The sequence below is a fragment of the Magnetospirillum sp. LM-5 genome (genome assembly GCF_902729445.1).
Lineage (GTDB): Bacteria > Pseudomonadota > Alphaproteobacteria > Rhodospirillales > Magnetospirillaceae > Magnetospirillum.
This window is the reverse complement of sequence record NZ_CACVCE010000029.1, coordinates 1-13,263: the sequence shown is the minus strand read 5'-3', so window position 1 is coordinate 13,263 and position 13,263 is coordinate 1. Positions and strand designations below refer to the sequence as shown.

17 protein-coding genes are annotated in these 13,263 nt (G+C 65.2%); 11 read left to right on the top strand and 6 right to left on the bottom strand.

Annotation, left to right across the window (positions count from 1 at the left end; genetic code table 11):
- The first annotated feature begins 31 nt into the window (after positions 1 to 31).
- Genes bamA through gloA form a run of 8 tightly spaced genes read left to right on the top strand, consistent with a single transcriptional unit; the run spans position 32 to position 7,586 of the window.
- Complete coding sequence (gene bamA, locus MTBLM5_RS11420; RefSeq protein ID WP_173976242.1) at positions 32 to 2,308, top strand: outer membrane protein assembly factor BamA; 2,277 nt, start codon at positions 32 to 34, stop codon at positions 2,306 to 2,308.
- 1 nt (position 2,309) lies between these two features.
- Positions 2,310 to 2,918, top strand: a complete 609-nt coding sequence (locus MTBLM5_RS11415) for an OmpH family outer membrane protein (RefSeq protein ID WP_173976241.1) — start codon at positions 2,310 to 2,312, stop codon at positions 2,916 to 2,918.
- A 5-nt stretch (positions 2,919 to 2,923) separates the two neighbouring features.
- Positions 2,924 to 3,943: a UDP-3-O-(3-hydroxymyristoyl)glucosamine N-acyltransferase gene (lpxD, locus tag MTBLM5_RS11410; protein ID WP_173976240.1), complete on the top strand. Its 1,020-nt coding sequence runs from the start codon at positions 2,924 to 2,926 to the stop codon at positions 3,941 to 3,943.
- Positions 3,944 to 3,967: 24 nt separating this feature from the next.
- The gene (fabZ, locus tag MTBLM5_RS11405; RefSeq protein WP_371814015.1) at positions 3,968 to 4,429 is read left to right on the top strand and encodes a 3-hydroxyacyl-ACP dehydratase FabZ; all 462 of its coding nucleotides are present in this window, start codon (positions 3,968 to 3,970) and stop codon (positions 4,427 to 4,429) included.
- Positions 4,429 to 5,229, top strand: coding sequence for an acyl-ACP--UDP-N-acetylglucosamine O-acyltransferase (lpxA, locus tag MTBLM5_RS11400; protein ID WP_068498405.1), 801 nt, complete (start codon positions 4,429 to 4,431; stop codon positions 5,227 to 5,229). Before fabZ ends, lpxA begins: the two co-directional genes overlap by 1 nt.
- A complete protein-coding gene (locus MTBLM5_RS11395; RefSeq protein WP_173976239.1) occupies positions 5,219 to 6,040 on the top strand; it encodes an LpxI family protein in 822 nt (273 codons plus the stop codon). Before lpxA ends, MTBLM5_RS11395 begins: the two co-directional genes overlap by 11 nt.
- Complete coding sequence (lpxB, locus tag MTBLM5_RS11390) at positions 6,034 to 7,200, top strand: lipid-A-disaccharide synthase (RefSeq protein WP_173976238.1); 1,167 nt, start codon at positions 6,034 to 6,036, stop codon at positions 7,198 to 7,200. The genes MTBLM5_RS11395 and lpxB overlap by 7 nt, the downstream gene beginning before the upstream one ends.
- The gene (gene gloA / locus MTBLM5_RS11385) at positions 7,197 to 7,586 is read left to right on the top strand and encodes a lactoylglutathione lyase (protein ID WP_173976237.1); all 390 of its coding nucleotides are present in this window, start codon (positions 7,197 to 7,199) and stop codon (positions 7,584 to 7,586) included. The genes lpxB and gloA overlap by 4 nt, the downstream gene beginning before the upstream one ends.
- A gap of 112 nt (positions 7,587 to 7,698) precedes the next feature.
- On the opposite strand, the gene trmFO is transcribed toward gloA, so the two are convergent.
- A complete protein-coding gene (gene trmFO / locus MTBLM5_RS11380) occupies positions 7,699 to 9,042 on the bottom strand; it encodes a methylenetetrahydrofolate--tRNA-(uracil(54)-C(5))-methyltransferase (FADH(2)-oxidizing) TrmFO (protein WP_173976236.1) in 1,344 nt (447 codons plus the stop codon).
- 177 nt (positions 9,043 to 9,219) lie between these two features.
- Positions 9,220 to 9,489: a hypothetical protein gene (locus MTBLM5_RS11375; protein ID WP_173976235.1), complete on the bottom strand. Its 270-nt coding sequence runs from the start codon at positions 9,487 to 9,489 to the stop codon at positions 9,220 to 9,222.
- 210 nt (positions 9,490 to 9,699) lie between these two features.
- Between MTBLM5_RS11375 and MTBLM5_RS11370 the strand changes: the two genes are divergently transcribed.
- A complete protein-coding gene (locus MTBLM5_RS11370) occupies positions 9,700 to 10,101 on the top strand; it encodes a DUF4170 domain-containing protein (RefSeq protein WP_173976234.1) in 402 nt (133 codons plus the stop codon).
- Between the two features lie 66 nt (positions 10,102 to 10,167).
- Positions 10,168 to 10,491: a ferredoxin gene (locus tag MTBLM5_RS11365; RefSeq protein ID WP_173976233.1), complete on the top strand. Its 324-nt coding sequence runs from the start codon at positions 10,168 to 10,170 to the stop codon at positions 10,489 to 10,491.
- A gap of 109 nt (positions 10,492 to 10,600) precedes the next feature.
- Here the strand turns inward: MTBLM5_RS11365 and MTBLM5_RS11360 are convergent, their stop codons facing one another.
- The 4 genes from MTBLM5_RS11360 to MTBLM5_RS11345 are packed head-to-tail and all read right to left on the bottom strand — an operon-like array spanning position 10,601 to position 12,646.
- A complete protein-coding gene (locus MTBLM5_RS11360) occupies positions 10,601 to 10,975 on the bottom strand; it encodes a cereblon family protein (protein ID WP_254431006.1) in 375 nt (124 codons plus the stop codon).
- A gap of 2 nt (positions 10,976 to 10,977) precedes the next feature.
- Positions 10,978 to 11,493, bottom strand: coding sequence for a nucleoside 2-deoxyribosyltransferase (locus MTBLM5_RS11355; protein ID WP_173976232.1), 516 nt, complete (start codon positions 11,491 to 11,493; stop codon positions 10,978 to 10,980).
- 4 nt (positions 11,494 to 11,497) lie between these two features.
- Positions 11,498 to 11,818 carry a peptidylprolyl isomerase gene (locus MTBLM5_RS11350; protein WP_173976231.1) on the bottom strand — a complete coding sequence of 107 codons (321 nt, stop codon included), beginning with the start codon at positions 11,816 to 11,818 and terminating at the stop codon, positions 11,498 to 11,500.
- Positions 11,819 to 11,878: 60 nt separating this feature from the next.
- Positions 11,879 to 12,646, bottom strand: a complete 768-nt coding sequence (locus tag MTBLM5_RS11345) for an RNA methyltransferase (protein ID WP_173976230.1) — start codon at positions 12,644 to 12,646, stop codon at positions 11,879 to 11,881.
- A gap of 33 nt (positions 12,647 to 12,679) precedes the next feature.
- Here MTBLM5_RS11345 and MTBLM5_RS11340 point away from each other — a divergent pair, with 33 nt between their 5' ends.
- Positions 12,680 to 13,219 carry a pseudouridine synthase gene (locus MTBLM5_RS11340; RefSeq protein ID WP_173976229.1) on the top strand — a complete coding sequence of 180 codons (540 nt, stop codon included), beginning with the start codon at positions 12,680 to 12,682 and terminating at the stop codon, positions 13,217 to 13,219.
- The last annotated feature ends 44 nt before the right edge of the window (positions 13,220 to 13,263 follow it).

Sequence of the window (13,263 nt, the reverse complement as noted above, 5' to 3'; positions counted from 1 at the left end):
TTCCGGGCGGCTTTCTTCAGGGGGGCCTTAAATGGGTTTGGTGCGAAAGACCGCGCTGGCGTTGGGGCTGATCGCCGCCGTTGCGCCGGCCATGGCGCAAGAATCCGGCCGGGTTCGGCAGATCGTCGTGCAAGGCACCCAGCGTGTCGAGGTCGAGACCGTCAAGTCCTACATGGCCATCGCCGAGGGCGATCCCTACAATTCAGACCGGATCGACCGGTCGTTGAAGGCCTTGTTCAACACCGGCCTGTTCGCCGACGTCGCCATCCGGCGCGAGGGCGACGCGGTGGTGGTCAAGGTGGTCGAGAACCCGATCATCAATCGCATCGCCTATGAGGGCAACAAGCGCGTCAAGGACGAGGAGCTGCAGCAGGAAACCCAGCTGCGCCCGCGCGTGGTCTATACCCGCACCAAGGTCCAGAACGACGTCAAGCGCATGCTGGACCTTTATCGGCGCCAGGGCCGCTTTGCCGCCACCGTCGAGCCGAAGATCATCCAGCTGGAACAGAACCGCGTCGATCTAGCCTACGAGATCAACGAGGGCGAGCCGACCTACGTCAAGCGCATCAATTTCGTCGGCAACAAGTTCTATAGCGATTCGCGCCTGCGCGAGGTGCTGTCGACCAAGGAAGAGCGCTGGTACCGGTTCTTGTCGTCGGACGACACCTACGATCCCGACCGCCTGACCTATGACCGCGAGCTGATGCGCCGCTATTACCTGAAGCACGGCTTCGCCGACTTCCGCGTGGTGTCGGGCGTGGCCGAGCTGACGCCCGACCGCGAGGGCTTCTTCATCACCTTCACGGTGGAAGAGGGTGATCGCTACAAGTTCGGCGCCGCCGACATCAAGGTCGCCCTGAAGGACCTGACCGCCGACGAGTTGAAGGCCAACATCGATTCCCAGACGGGCGAGTGGTACAACGCCGACCAGGTCGAAGACATCGTCCAGCGCCTGACCGACGCCGTCGGCACCAAGGGTTACGCCTTCGTCGACGTCAAGCCGCAGATTCAGCGCGACCGCGAGAACAAGGTCGTCAACGTCACCTATGAAATCCAGGAAGGCCCGCGCGTCTATGTCGAGCGTATCGACATCACCGGCAACGTGCGCACCCTGGACAAGGTGATCCGCCGCGAATTCCGCCTGGTCGAGGGCGACGCCTTCAATACCGCCAAGGTTCGCCGCTCGCGCCAGCGGGTCAAGGATCTGGCCTTCTTCGAGAAGGTCGAGGTGACCAACGTCCCGTCCGAGACCTCGCCCGACAAGACCATCATCAAGGTCGATGTCGCCGAGAAGTCCACCGGCGAACTGATGTTCGGCATCGGTTGGTCCAGCCAGGCCGGTCCGTTGCTGGAAAGCTCGCTGCGCGAGCGTAACCTGTTGGGCAAGGGCCAGGACCTCAAGGTTTCCGGTCAGCTGGGCACGCGCCGCACCTCGGCCGAGTTGTCCTTCACCGAGCCCTATTTCCTGGATCGCAATTTGGCGGCCGGTTTCGACCTGTTCTCGATCACCCGCAAGATGCAGCGGGAAAGCTCGTACGACTCGAACACCACCGGCACCGCGTTGCGGGCCGGCTACAACATCCACGAGAATTTGCGCCAAGACATCAAGTACATGATCAAGCGCGATCAGGTCGAGAACATCAAAAGCACCGCCTCGACCTATGTGCAGGAGCAGTTGGGCTCGTCGATGATGTCGTCGATCCAGCAGACCTTGCTGTGGGATTATCGCGACAGCCGCATCGAGCCGACCGAAGGCTACTATTTCCGCATCAATAATGAATTCGCCGGTCTGGGCGGGACCCAGAAGTTCATCCGCAATAATTTCGGCGCCGGCAAGTTCTTCCCGATCGACGAAGGCGTGGTGTTCTCGCTGACCGGCAATGCCGGCTTCATGAACGGCTGGGGCGACAACAAGATCCGCATCACCGAGCGTTACTATCTGGGTGGCGAGACCTTGCGCGGCTTCGAGCCGATGGGCGTCAGCCCGCGCGATTCCGGCAGCGGCGACGCGCTGGGCGGCCTGTGGCAGTATCACGGTACCGCGCAGTTGAAGTTCCCGTTGGGCCTGCCGCAGGAATTCGGCGTGGCCGGTCAGGTCTTCACCGATGTCGGCTCGATCGGCGAGACCGAGTCCTACACCGACAAGACCGGCATCAACCAGGCCAGCTCGGTGCGCGCCTCGGTCGGTACCGGCATCAGCTGGAAGTCGCCGATGGGCCCGGTGGCGGTCGATCTGGCCGTTCCGGTGATGAAGGAAGCCTTCGATAAGGACGAACTGTTCCGCTTCAGCTTCGGCACGAGGTTCTAGTATGGCGATCCGGGCTGCACGCCGCCTTGGCGGCGTCATTCTGGCCGCGATGACGTTGATGCCCCTTGGGGTGTCGGCTCAGACCGCCAGCAAGGTGCCGGTTCCGGTGGTCATCGTGGTGGATGTTCAGGCCGCGCTTCAGCAATCCACCGCCGCCAAGGCGGTGCGGGCCCAGCGCGACCAGTTCGTCCAGACCTATCAGGCCGAGATGGAGGCCGCCCGCAAGAGCCTGAAGGAGGCCGAGGCCGAGCTGCTGAAGCAGAAGGCTGCCCTGCCGGCCGATGCCTGGCAGGCCAAGGCGCGGACCTTCGAACAGCAGGTCTACGAATTCAACCAGCGTTTCCAGAAGTCCAACCAGGCGGTGGAAAAGTCGTTCCGCGCCGCCATGGGCGACCTGTCGCAGGCCCTGGCCCAGGTCACCGAGGAAGTGGCCGGCGAGATGGGCGCCAATCTGGTGCTGCACAAGATGCAGGTGTTCCTGCACGACCCCCGCATGGAAGTGACCCACACGGTGATCGAGCGGCTGAACCGCCGCTTCCCCTCGGTGACCTTCCCTCCGCCGGTCGAGGAGGGGGCTACCGCTCCCAAGCCGCAGCCCAAGAAGAAGTAAGCATCATGGCCGATTCCCGCTTTTTCACCGTCGCCGGGCCGTTCACCCTGGCCCAACTCGCCGAACTGTCCGGCGCCACCCTGGCCGATCCGACCAGCGGGTCGCTTGGTCTGGCCGACGTCGCCTCGCTGGAAAATGCCGGCCCCGAACAGATCAGCTTCCTCGACAACCGCAAATACATTGCCGCCTTCCAGGCCAGCCGGGCCGGTGCCTGCATCGTCCATCCCGACCTGGCCGACCGCGCTCCGGCCGGCATGGCGCTGTTGCTGTCGAAGGACCCCTATCGCACCTATGCCAAGGTGGCCCAGGCCTTCTATCCGCGCCCGGCGCGGCCGGCGGGCATCGCTGCCTCGGCGGTGATCGACCCGACCGCCCGACTGGGCGAGGGCTGCCGCGTCGAGGCCAATGTGGTGATCGGAGCGCGTGTCGAGATCGGCGCGCGCTGCCACATCGCCCCCAACGTGGTGATCGGCGACGGCGTGGTGATCGGCGATGATTGCCAGATCGGGGCCAATTCCACCGTCCAATGCGCCCTGATCGGCGCGCGGGTGATGCTTTATCCCGGCGTGCGCATCGGCCAGGACGGTTTCGGCTTCGCCATGGGGCCGCAAGGGCATCTGAAAGTGCCGCAATTGGGCCGGGTGGTGATCGGCAACGATGTCGAGGTGGGGGCCAACACCACCATTGATCGCGGCGCCGGTCCCGATACGGTGATCGGCGACGGCTGCATGATTGATAACCTGGTCCAGATCGGGCACAACGTTCAGCTGGGCCGGGGCTGCGTCGTCGTTGCCCAGGTCGGCATTTCCGGTTCGACCCAGTTCGGCGATTTCGTCGCCGCCGGCGGTCAGGCCGGGTTCGCCGGCCATCTCAAGGTGGGGACCGGGGCGCGCATCACCGCCCAGGCCGGCGTTACCCGCGACATCGGTGCCGGCGAAACGGTGGGCGGCACCCCGGCGGTGCCCAGGCTCGAATGGCTGCGCCAGGCGGCGTGGCTGTCCAAGATGGTTCGGAACAAGGGTTAAGAGGCAGAGGGTAGGATGAATACGATGGTGAGCGTGGGCGAGACCGGCAAGGTCATCGACATCAACCGGATCATGGAAATGATCCCGCACCGTTATCCCTTCCTGATGGTCGATAAGGTGGTCGATGTCTTTGCCGACGTCAGCGCCGTCGGCATCAAGAACGTCACCATCAACGAGCCGTTCTTTCAGGGGCATTTCCCCAGCCGGCCGGTGATGCCGGGCGTCCTGATCATCGAGGCGATGGCCCAGACCGCGGCCGTGCTGGTGGTCGAGACCCTGGGGCCGAGCGCCGAGGGCAAGCTGGTCTATTTCATGAGCGTCGACAGCGCCCGCTTCCGCAAGCCGGTCGGCCCGGGCGACCAGTTGGCCATTCACGTCTTCAAGGAACGTTCGCGCGGCAACGTCTGGAAGTTCCGCGCCGAGGCCAAGGTGGGCGACACCTTGATGGCCGAAGCCACCTATGCCGCGATGATTCTGGATAACTGATGCCCACGATCCACCCCACCGCCATCGTCGATCCCCAGGCCGAGATCGCCGCCACCGCCATCATCGGCCCCTATTGCGTGGTCGGCGCCAACGTCGTCCTGGGCGAGCGGGTCGAATTGCTGTCCCATGTGGTGGTCGAAGGCCGCACCACCATCGGCGACGACACCCGCATCTTCCCGTTCGCCTCGATCGGCCATCAGCCGCAGGACCTCAAGTATCACGGCGAGCCGTCGACGCTGGAAGTCGGCAAGAACAATCAGATCCGCGAATACGTCACCATGCAGCCCGGCACCGAGGGCGGCGGCATGGTCACCCGTGTCGGCGATAATTGCCTGTTCATGGCCAGCGCCCACGTCGCCCATGACTGCATCCTGGGCGATCATGTGATCATGGCGAACAACGCCACCCTGGCCGGCCATGTGCTGGTCGGCAACCATGCCTTCCTGGGCGGCCTGTCGGCGGTGCACCAGTTCGTGCGCATCGGCAAGCATGCCATGATCGGCGGCATGTCGGGCGTCGAGGCCGATGTCATCCCGTTCGGCATGGTGATCGGCAACCGCGCCCATCTGAACGGCCTGAACATCGTGGGCTTACGCCGTCGCGGCTTCTCGCGCGACGAGATTCACACGCTGCGCAATGCCTATCGCCTGCTGTTCGCCCCCGAGGGCACGCTGCAGGAACGGGTCGCCGACGTCGCCGAGCAGTTCGAAAGCAACGCCGGAGTCATGGAGATCGTCGAGTTCATCCGTTCGGATTCCTCGCGCTCGCTGTGCACGCCCGGCTTCGAGGATGGCAAGTAAGCTCGGCATCATCGCCGGCGGCGGCGAGTTCCCCGGACTCGTCATCGCGGCTTGCCGTGCCGACGGTCGGCCTTTCCATGTCCTGGGCCTGACCGGCCATGCCGACCCCAAGATCATCGGCGACGCGCCCGCCGACTGGATCAGGCTGGGCGAGGCCGGCACCGGCTTCAAGCTGCTGAAGGAAGCCGGCGTCGCCGAGATCGTGATGATCGGCCCGGTCCGCCGCCCGACCCTCAAGGAATTGGCGCCCGACTGGCGCACCACCAAATTCTTCGCCCGAGTCGGCCTGAAGGCGCTGGGCGATGACGGCCTGTTGCGGGCGGTCGCCAAGGAAATCGAAAGCGAGGGCTTCACGGTGGTCGGCATCGATTCGGTGCTGGCCGATTGCCTGGCCGTCGCCGGTCCCTATGGCGGGCTTGTGCCCGACGACCAGGCCCAATCCGACATCCTTCGCGCCTGGGAGGTGGCCAAGGGCATCGGCGCCCTGGATGTCGGCCAGGCGGTGGTGGTGCAGCAAGGCATCGTCCTGGGTGTCGAGGCGGTCGAGGGCACCGATTCCCTGATCCGCCGCTGCGCCGAGTTGAAGCGCGAAGGCCCCGGCGGCGTGCTGGTCAAGGTGCGAAAGCCCGGCCAGGATCGCCGCCTGGACCTGCCGACCATCGGGCTCGCCACCCTGCGCGAGGCGGCTGCCGCCGGCTTGCGCGGTATCGTCGTCCAGGCCGGCGGCGCCCTGGTGCTGGGCCGCGACGCCATTGGCGCCGAGGCCGACCGGCTGGGCCTGTTCGTCCTGGGCCGCGAGGATCCATGCTGATCTATCTCATCGCCGGCGAGCCCTCGGGCGATATGCTGGGCGCCCGCCTGATGGCCGGCCTGACCGCCCGGACCGAAGGCACGGTCCGTTTCGCCGGCATCGGCGGCGCCACCATGAAGGGCCAGGGGCTGGACAGCCTGTTCCCCATGGCGGAATTGACCGTCATGGGCATCACCGAGGTCCTGCCGCGCATTCCCCGTATCCTGCGGCGCGTCAACCAGACCGTTGACGATATCGGCCGGCTGCGGCCAGACGCCATCGTCACCATCGATTCCTGGGGCTTCACCGGCCGGGTGCAGAAGGCCTGCCGCCAGCGTTTCCCCGATATCCCGCGCATCCATTACGTCGCGCCGATGGTGTGGGCGTGGAAGCCCAAGCGGGCCAAGAAGCTGGCCAAGGTCCTGGATTTCCTGATGACGCTGTTGCCGTTCGAGCCGCCTTATTTCGAGAAGGAAGGCCTGCGGGCGGCGTGCGTCGGCCATCCGGTGGTGGAAAGCGGGGCCGAGAAGGGGGACGGCGCGGCCTTTCGCGCCCGCCATGGCATTGTGGCCGGCGCTCCGGTCTTGGCGGTGCTGCCCGGTTCGCGCCGGTCGGAAACCAACGTGCTGCTGCCGATCTTCGCCGAGGTGCTGAACCGCCTGAAGGATCGCCATCCCGATCTGACCTTGGTGGTGCCGACGGTGGAAACCGTGGCCGAGCGCGTGCGCGCCGCCGCCCGGGACTGGCCGTTTCCGGCCATCGTGGTCGAAGGCATGGCCGAGAAATATGATTGCCTGGCCGCCGCCGATGCCGGCCTGGCGGCGTCGGGCACGGTGGCGCTGGAGCTGGCGCTGGCCGGTCTGCCGACGGTGATCTGCTATCGGCTGTCGGCGACCACCGCCTTCATCGCCCGGCGCTTCTTCGGCTTCAAGATCAAGTGGGCGACCTTGGTCAACATGGTGCAAGATCAGGCGGTGATGCCGGAATTCCTGCAAGAGGATTGCCGGGCCAAGCCGATCGCCACGGCCGTCGATGCCCTGCTGTCCGATCCGGCCGACCGGCTCAGGCGCAAGGCGCTGATGAGGCAAGCCATGGCCCGCATGGGGTTCGGCACCGACAGCCCCAGCGACCGGGCGGCGGCGGCCGTCCTGGATTTCATTGCCGAAAGGAAGCGGACATGAGCTTTCGCATGCTGCACACCATGATCCGGGTCGGCGATCTGGACCGCTCGATCGATTTCTATACCCGTTTGTTGGGCATGACCTTGCTGCGGCGCCAGGATTACCCCGACGGCCGCTTCACCCTGGCCTTCGTCGGCTATGGCGACGAGCAGGCCAACAGCGTGATCGAGCTGACCCACAATTGGGACACGCCCGCTTACGATCTGGGCACCGGCTTCGGCCATATCGCCCTGGGGGTGCCCGATATCTATGGGACCTGCGAGGGTCTGGCGGCGGCGGGCGCCAAGATCACCCGCCCGCCCGGGCCGATGAAGCACGGGCGCACGGTGATCGCCTTCCTGGAAGACCCCGACGGCTACAAGATCGAGCTGATCGAGACAGCCTGAATGGGAGACACCGATGAACACAGATAAACACAGATGAAATAATATCCCCTCTTTCATCTGTGTCCCGCGAAGCGGGAATCTGTGTTCATCTGTGTCAAATTCGTCAGGCTGATCAGAACCTGATGGTGTCCAGCCACGGCGCGTAATCGGCCACCGCCCGCACGGTGTAAAGCCGCTTGCGGTCACGGCCCTTGACCCTTTTGCCCCGCTCGTCGCGTTCCGGGGCCGGGGGGAACAGGCCGAAATTGACGTTCATCGGCTGATAGGTCTCGACCATGCCGCCACCGGTGACATGGGCCAGGATGGCGCCGAGCGCGGTGGTGACCGGCGGCGCGGAAATATCGCGCTCCAGCCGCTCGGCGGCGGCGAACAGCCCGGCCAGCAGGCCGATGGCGGTGCTTTCCACATAGCCCTCGCAGCCGGTGATCTGGCCGGCCAGGCGGATGCGCGGGCTGGCCTTCAGGCGCAAGGACCCGTCCAGCACCAGCGGCCCTTTGACGAAGGTGTTGCGGTGCATGCCGCCCAGGCGGGCGAACTCGGCCCCTTCCAGGCCGGGGATCATGCGAAACACCCGAACCTGATCGGCATGGCGCAGCTTGGTCTGGAAGCCCACCATGTTCCACAGCGTGCCCAGCGCGTTGTCCTGGCGCAGCTGGATGATGGCGTGGGGCTTGGGGCCGTTGGGATCGGTCAGGCCGACCGGCTTCATCGGCCCGAAGGCCAGGGTCTCGCGGCCGCGTTCGGCCATCACCTCGATGGGCAGGCAGCCCTCGAAATAGGGCGTGTCCTTCTCCCATTCGTGGAAGGCGATGCGCGCACCCTCCAGCAGGGCGTCGATGAAGCCGTGATATTGCTCTTTCGACAGCGGGCAATTGATGTAGTCGGTGCCGTCGCCCTTGTCATAGCGCGACTGGTACCACGCCTTGGAAAAATCGATGCTGTCCTTGTGGACGATGGGGGCGATGGCGTCGAAGAAGGACAGCTGCTCCTCGCCGGTCAGGCCGCCGATTGCCCGGGCCAGCGGTTCCGAGGTAAGCGGGCCGGTGGCGATGATGACGCTGCCCCAGTCCGCCGACGGCAGGCCCGCCACTTCCTCGCGGATCACCGTGACCTGGGGCAGGGCGGTCAGCTTTTGGGCGACCCGGACCGAAAAGCCCTCGCGGTCCACCGCCAGCGCGCCGCCGGCCGGCACCTTGCACTCGTCGGCGGCTTGCATGATCAGCGAGCCGGCCTGGCGCAGCTCGGCATGCAGCAGGCCGACGGCGTTGTATTCGGCATCGTCCGACCTGAGCGAGTTCGAACAGACCAGCTCGGCCAGGCCGTCGGTCTGATGGGCGGGGGTGGTGCGGTGGGGCCGCATCTCGTGCAGCACCACCGGGATATCGCGCCGCGCGATCTGCCAGGCTGCCTCGCAGCCGGCCAGACCGCCGCCGATGACGTGGATGGGTTGGCTCATGGCCTGGACATAAGCCGGCAAGCCGGCCGCTGTCCAGGGCTAAACCATCGAACATCACCAGATGTTCGATGGTTTCATTGAATGTTTGCCCCTCGCCGGGCGCAAGCTCCGCTTGCTTGGCCGCCGCCTCAATGGCGGCTGGTCGCGGGTTGCGCCATCGGGCGCACCCCGCTCCGGTCAGGCGGTCTTCTGACCACCGGTCCCCGATCCGGTTTCCTGCACCGCCGTCACCCATGACAGCGAGTGGGCCGACAGCATGTTCTGGCCCAGGCCGATGCCGCTGACCGGCTTGGAATCCTTGGCCTTGCCGGGTTCGTCCAGCGGCCCGAAGCCATAGGACGCGAAGGCCGAGGCCGCGCCTTCCTCGGTCTTGCGGACGCTGTGATTGTCCGCCTGTTCCTTCTTGTGCAGCAGAAGATGGGCGGGGGTGGCTGATACCGGGTCCATGGCGTTCGTTCCTTGGAGAGAAAGTAACCGTGCCAAAACCAATGCACCGGCCGTGCCAGAAACTAAGTTGTTGAAAATCCACGAAACAGCCTTATACCCAATGGGCAAGATTTTCCGCCTTGCCGACGCCCAAGGAGGTTTCTTCCCGGCGCGGCTTGAGGTATAAGCAAGCACCGTCACGCCACCCAATCGAGTGGGGAAAGCCTGCCCATGCCCAAGAAATACTTCGTTGTCGGCGGCGAATATGCCGACACCAGCTTCACCACCATCGCCGCCGGCCACAAGGAAGACCGCTTCGGTCCGTTCGACGAGAAGGACGCCCATGTGTGCTGGCGGGCGCTGACCGGCAAGACCGTCGACAACGCCATGGTGCGCTATTTCATCCGCACCGAGGGCGACGAGAATGCCGACCAGTGGTACGTGGTGGGCGGCGAATATGCCGACACCGATTTCGAGGTGATCGCCCCGGGCAAGAGCCTGGAAACCCACGGACCCTTCACCCGCGCCGAGGCGATGGCCAAGTGGCGCGAGCTGACCGGCAAGACTGTCGATAACGCCATGATCCGCTACGATCTGGCCACCGGCGCCGAATTGGCCAACCGCCAGGGTTAAGGCTGGTACCCACACGAAAAATGGGGTATTTCCTTCCTTAGACTCATTTCAAAGAAGGGGTGACCGATGTCCCACAAGTACCATGCCTTCATGTGCGTCCAGAGCCGTCCGCCGGGACATCCGCGCGGTTGCTGCACCAGCAAGGGCGGCGGTCAGCCGATGTTCGAGCGCCTGATGCAGAAGTTCCAGGAAGGCATGCTGTGGGAAAAGGGCGTGTCCGTCGCCCAGGCCAGCTGCCTTGGCTTTTGCAATCTGGGCCCGCTGATGGTGGTCTATCCCGAGGGCGTGTGGTACCAGCCCAAGGAAGCCGCCGACATCGATGAGATCGTCGCCTCGCATTTCGGCGAGGGCAAGGTGGTGGAACGCTTGCGCGTCACGCCGTCGAAGTAACGAGGTTTATTTCACCACGGAGGCACGGAGGCACGGAGAAGGAAAAAGAAATCTGATTTCTCTTTCTTTCCCTCCGTGCCTCAGTGTCTCCGTGGTTCTACTTCTTCCGCTATCCGGCCTTTTCCACCAGATTGGCCCGGATCAGGCCGTAGAACTCGGCCGGCGGGCCATCGCCCGCATAGCGCCAACCCAGATGGGCGCGGCACTGGCCGCAGGCGGCCAATTGCCAGTCATAGCCCTTGAACCAGCTGAACTGGCCGGAAAAGCCGCCGATGCCGATGGCACCCGGCGCCTGGGAAAAACAGACGATCCGAAACACCAGACCGGCCGGGTTGAACACCACATGCTCGTGGGCATCGTTCATGACGATGGCCCAGTCCTGGCGGGTGATCAGCGCGCCGCAGCGGGCGCAATGCCAGTTGACCGGCGCGGTTTTCAGCGTGGTGACGGCGTCAACCTGATGTTGACATCCGTCGCGCGGCACGGTCAGGCCTGTTGGGCGGCCAGGCGGACGGCCGATTCGAAATCGGGTTGCACCGGAATGGGGCCGGCCGCCAGCATCAGATTGTCGACCAGGCCGAAATCCTCGACCTGCATGCCGTGCTGCAGGCAGAAGATGCGGCCGTCCTCGTCGCGGTCGTGCGGGACCCGCGACAGATAGGGCTGGATTTCCTCGCTCCAGGCGATCACCGGCTTGCCCAGCGCCTCGGCATAGCCCATTTCCCACGCCGAGCCGGCATCGGCCCCGGGGCCGCGGAACGGCGAGATGCAGACGATGACCATGTCGGCCGCCCGGATCTTGTCGATGTTCGACTGGCGGATGAAGGCGGCCCGTTTGTCGGCATCAAGTGCGCCAAGCTCGGCCAGGCCATCGACCGGCGAGATGCCGATCAGGCCGTGCTTGGTGCACACTTCCTTCAGATAGTCGAGCAGCACCGTCGCCGCCGGATGGAAGATGGCGGGGCCGGCCAGATAGACCGACCGCTGGCGCTGCTCGGCCATCGGACTACTCGGTGCGCTGGATCAGGTGGAAGCCGAACGGCGTCTCGATGACGTCCGACACTTCGCCGGGCTGCATCGCAAAGGCGGCTTCCTCGAATTCCGGCACCATCATGCCGCGACCGAAATAGCCCAGATCGCCGCCGTCCTCGCCCGACGGGCAGTCGGAAAATTGCCGGGCGATCTGGCTGAAATCGGCGCCGGCGTTCAAGTCATCCTTGAACGACTTGATGGCGGCCTGGGCTTCTTCCTTGGACCGATCGGCCTGCGAGCGCATCGAGCCCTTGTACATCAACAGGATGTGGGAGGCGCGGACCTGGGACGACATGGGCTGTTCCTTTCGAACGAAGGGGTGTGGTTGGCCCCGACCATGCCAGGGCAGGTGGGGTCAAATCAATGCCAATCGGCTGATCAGGATGGCGGCGGTGGCGGCGACGTTCAGGGATTGCACCCGGCCCGACCCCGGAATGGTCAAAAGCTCGCCGCAGGCGGCCTGGGTGGCGGCCGGCAGGCCTTCCTCTTCATTGCCAAGAACAAGCGCTATCGGCTTGGTTTTCTTCGATAAAACTTCATTGACGGGGCGATGGTCCCCTAGCGCCGTGCCGATGACCCGGTAATGCGCCGACAAAAGCTTCAAGACCCGGGGCAGGTCCTTGGCGCGGCTGACATCCAGCCATTCCAGCCCGCCCTCGGCCACCCGCCAGGCCGCTTCCGACGGCATTGCCTGGCCGGAATGATCCGACAGTACCAGGTGTTTCAGGCCGAAGAAGGCCATGGTGCGGGCGATCGCCCCCAGATTGTGCGGGTTGCCGACTCCGTCCAGGATCAGCAGCGGCTCGCCGGCCGCCGCCCAGCCCTTGGCGGTCTGCGGGTCGAACAAGGGCACGGCCCGGGGCCGGGCCACGGCGATGATGCCGCCATGCAGCGGGCTGCCGGCGATCTTGGTCAGTTCCTCGGTCGGCACCTGGCGATAGGGCTTGCGGGCCGCCGCCAGCAGCTTGCAGAAGGCGCCGGCCGGGGCCTTGGTGCGCTCGTCGAAGAACAGCCGCAGCACCCGGGCGGGATCGTGGGCGAACAGGGCCGCCACCGCCGGCAGGCCGGCGATCTTCTCGGTGTCCTCGCGCGGGGGCTTGTGGGGCTGGGGCGGTCGTGGCATGTCAGGGGATCATCCAATTCGGGAACCCGATTTGTGCCCCGTCTGATCCTGCTGAACAAGCCCTACGACGTGTTGTGCCAATTTTCCGACCGCGAGGGCGGAAGAAAGACCCTGGCCGATTTCGTTCCGGTGCCGGATGTCTATCCGGCCGGGCGGCTGGATCGCGATTCCGAAGGGCTGGTGGTGCTGTCCGATCACGGGCCGACCATCGCCCGGATCAGCCAGCCCAAGGCCAAGATGCCCAAAATCTATTGGGCCCAGGTCGAAGGCGTGCCGGATCAGGCGGCGCTGAAGCGATTATGCACGGGGGTTTTGCTGAAGGATGGGCCGACCCTGCCGGCCATGGCGCGCCTGATGGCCGAGCCCGAAGGCCTGTGGCCGCGCGATCCGCCGATTCGCACCCGTGCCACCATTCCCACCAGCTGGATCGAGCTGACCCTGCGCGAAGGCCGCAACCGCCAGGTCCGGCGGATGAGTGCGGCGGTGGGATTTCCGACTCTGCGCCTGATCCGCTGGGCGGTCGGCGATTGGACCTTGGCCGGGCTGGCGCCCGGCCAATGGCGGGAGGTCTAACGGGCTGCGGAAAAACTCGGCGTTCCTGTCAGTTTGCTCAACCA

What these genes read in the sequence shown, in the direction of transcription:
- bamA (WP_173976242.1), top strand. Translation starts at nt 32, where the DNA reads ATGGGTTTGGTGCGAAAGACCGCGCTGGCGTTGGGGCTGATCGCCGCC.
- MTBLM5_RS11415 (WP_173976241.1), top strand. Translation starts at nt 2,310, where the DNA reads ATGGCGATCCGGGCTGCACGCCGCCTTGGCGGCGTCATTCTGGCCGCG.
- lpxD (WP_173976240.1), top strand. Translation starts at nt 2,924, where the DNA reads ATGGCCGATTCCCGCTTTTTCACCGTCGCCGGGCCGTTCACCCTGGCC.
- fabZ (WP_371814015.1), top strand. Translation starts at nt 3,968, where the DNA reads ATGGTGAGCGTGGGCGAGACCGGCAAGGTCATCGACATCAACCGGATC.
- lpxA (WP_068498405.1), top strand. Translation starts at nt 4,429, where the DNA reads ATGCCCACGATCCACCCCACCGCCATCGTCGATCCCCAGGCCGAGATC.
- MTBLM5_RS11395 (WP_173976239.1), top strand. Translation starts at nt 5,219, where the DNA reads ATGGCAAGTAAGCTCGGCATCATCGCCGGCGGCGGCGAGTTCCCCGGA.
- lpxB (WP_173976238.1), top strand. Translation starts at nt 6,034, where the DNA reads ATGCTGATCTATCTCATCGCCGGCGAGCCCTCGGGCGATATGCTGGGC.
- gloA (WP_173976237.1), top strand. Translation starts at nt 7,197, where the DNA reads ATGAGCTTTCGCATGCTGCACACCATGATCCGGGTCGGCGATCTGGAC.
- trmFO (WP_173976236.1), bottom strand. Translation starts at nt 9,042, where the DNA reads ATGAGCCAACCCATCCACGTCATCGGCGGCGGTCTGGCCGGCTGCGAG.
- MTBLM5_RS11375 (WP_173976235.1), bottom strand. Translation starts at nt 9,489, where the DNA reads ATGGACCCGGTATCAGCCACCCCCGCCCATCTTCTGCTGCACAAGAAG.
- MTBLM5_RS11370 (WP_173976234.1), top strand. Translation starts at nt 9,700, where the DNA reads ATGCCCAAGAAATACTTCGTTGTCGGCGGCGAATATGCCGACACCAGC.
- MTBLM5_RS11365 (WP_173976233.1), top strand. Translation starts at nt 10,168, where the DNA reads ATGTCCCACAAGTACCATGCCTTCATGTGCGTCCAGAGCCGTCCGCCG.
- MTBLM5_RS11355 (WP_173976232.1), bottom strand. Translation starts at nt 11,493, where the DNA reads ATGGCCGAGCAGCGCCAGCGGTCGGTCTATCTGGCCGGCCCCGCCATC.
- MTBLM5_RS11350 (WP_173976231.1), bottom strand. Translation starts at nt 11,818, where the DNA reads ATGTCGTCCCAGGTCCGCGCCTCCCACATCCTGTTGATGTACAAGGGC.
- MTBLM5_RS11345 (WP_173976230.1), bottom strand. Translation starts at nt 12,646, where the DNA reads ATGCCACGACCGCCCCAGCCCCACAAGCCCCCGCGCGAGGACACCGAG.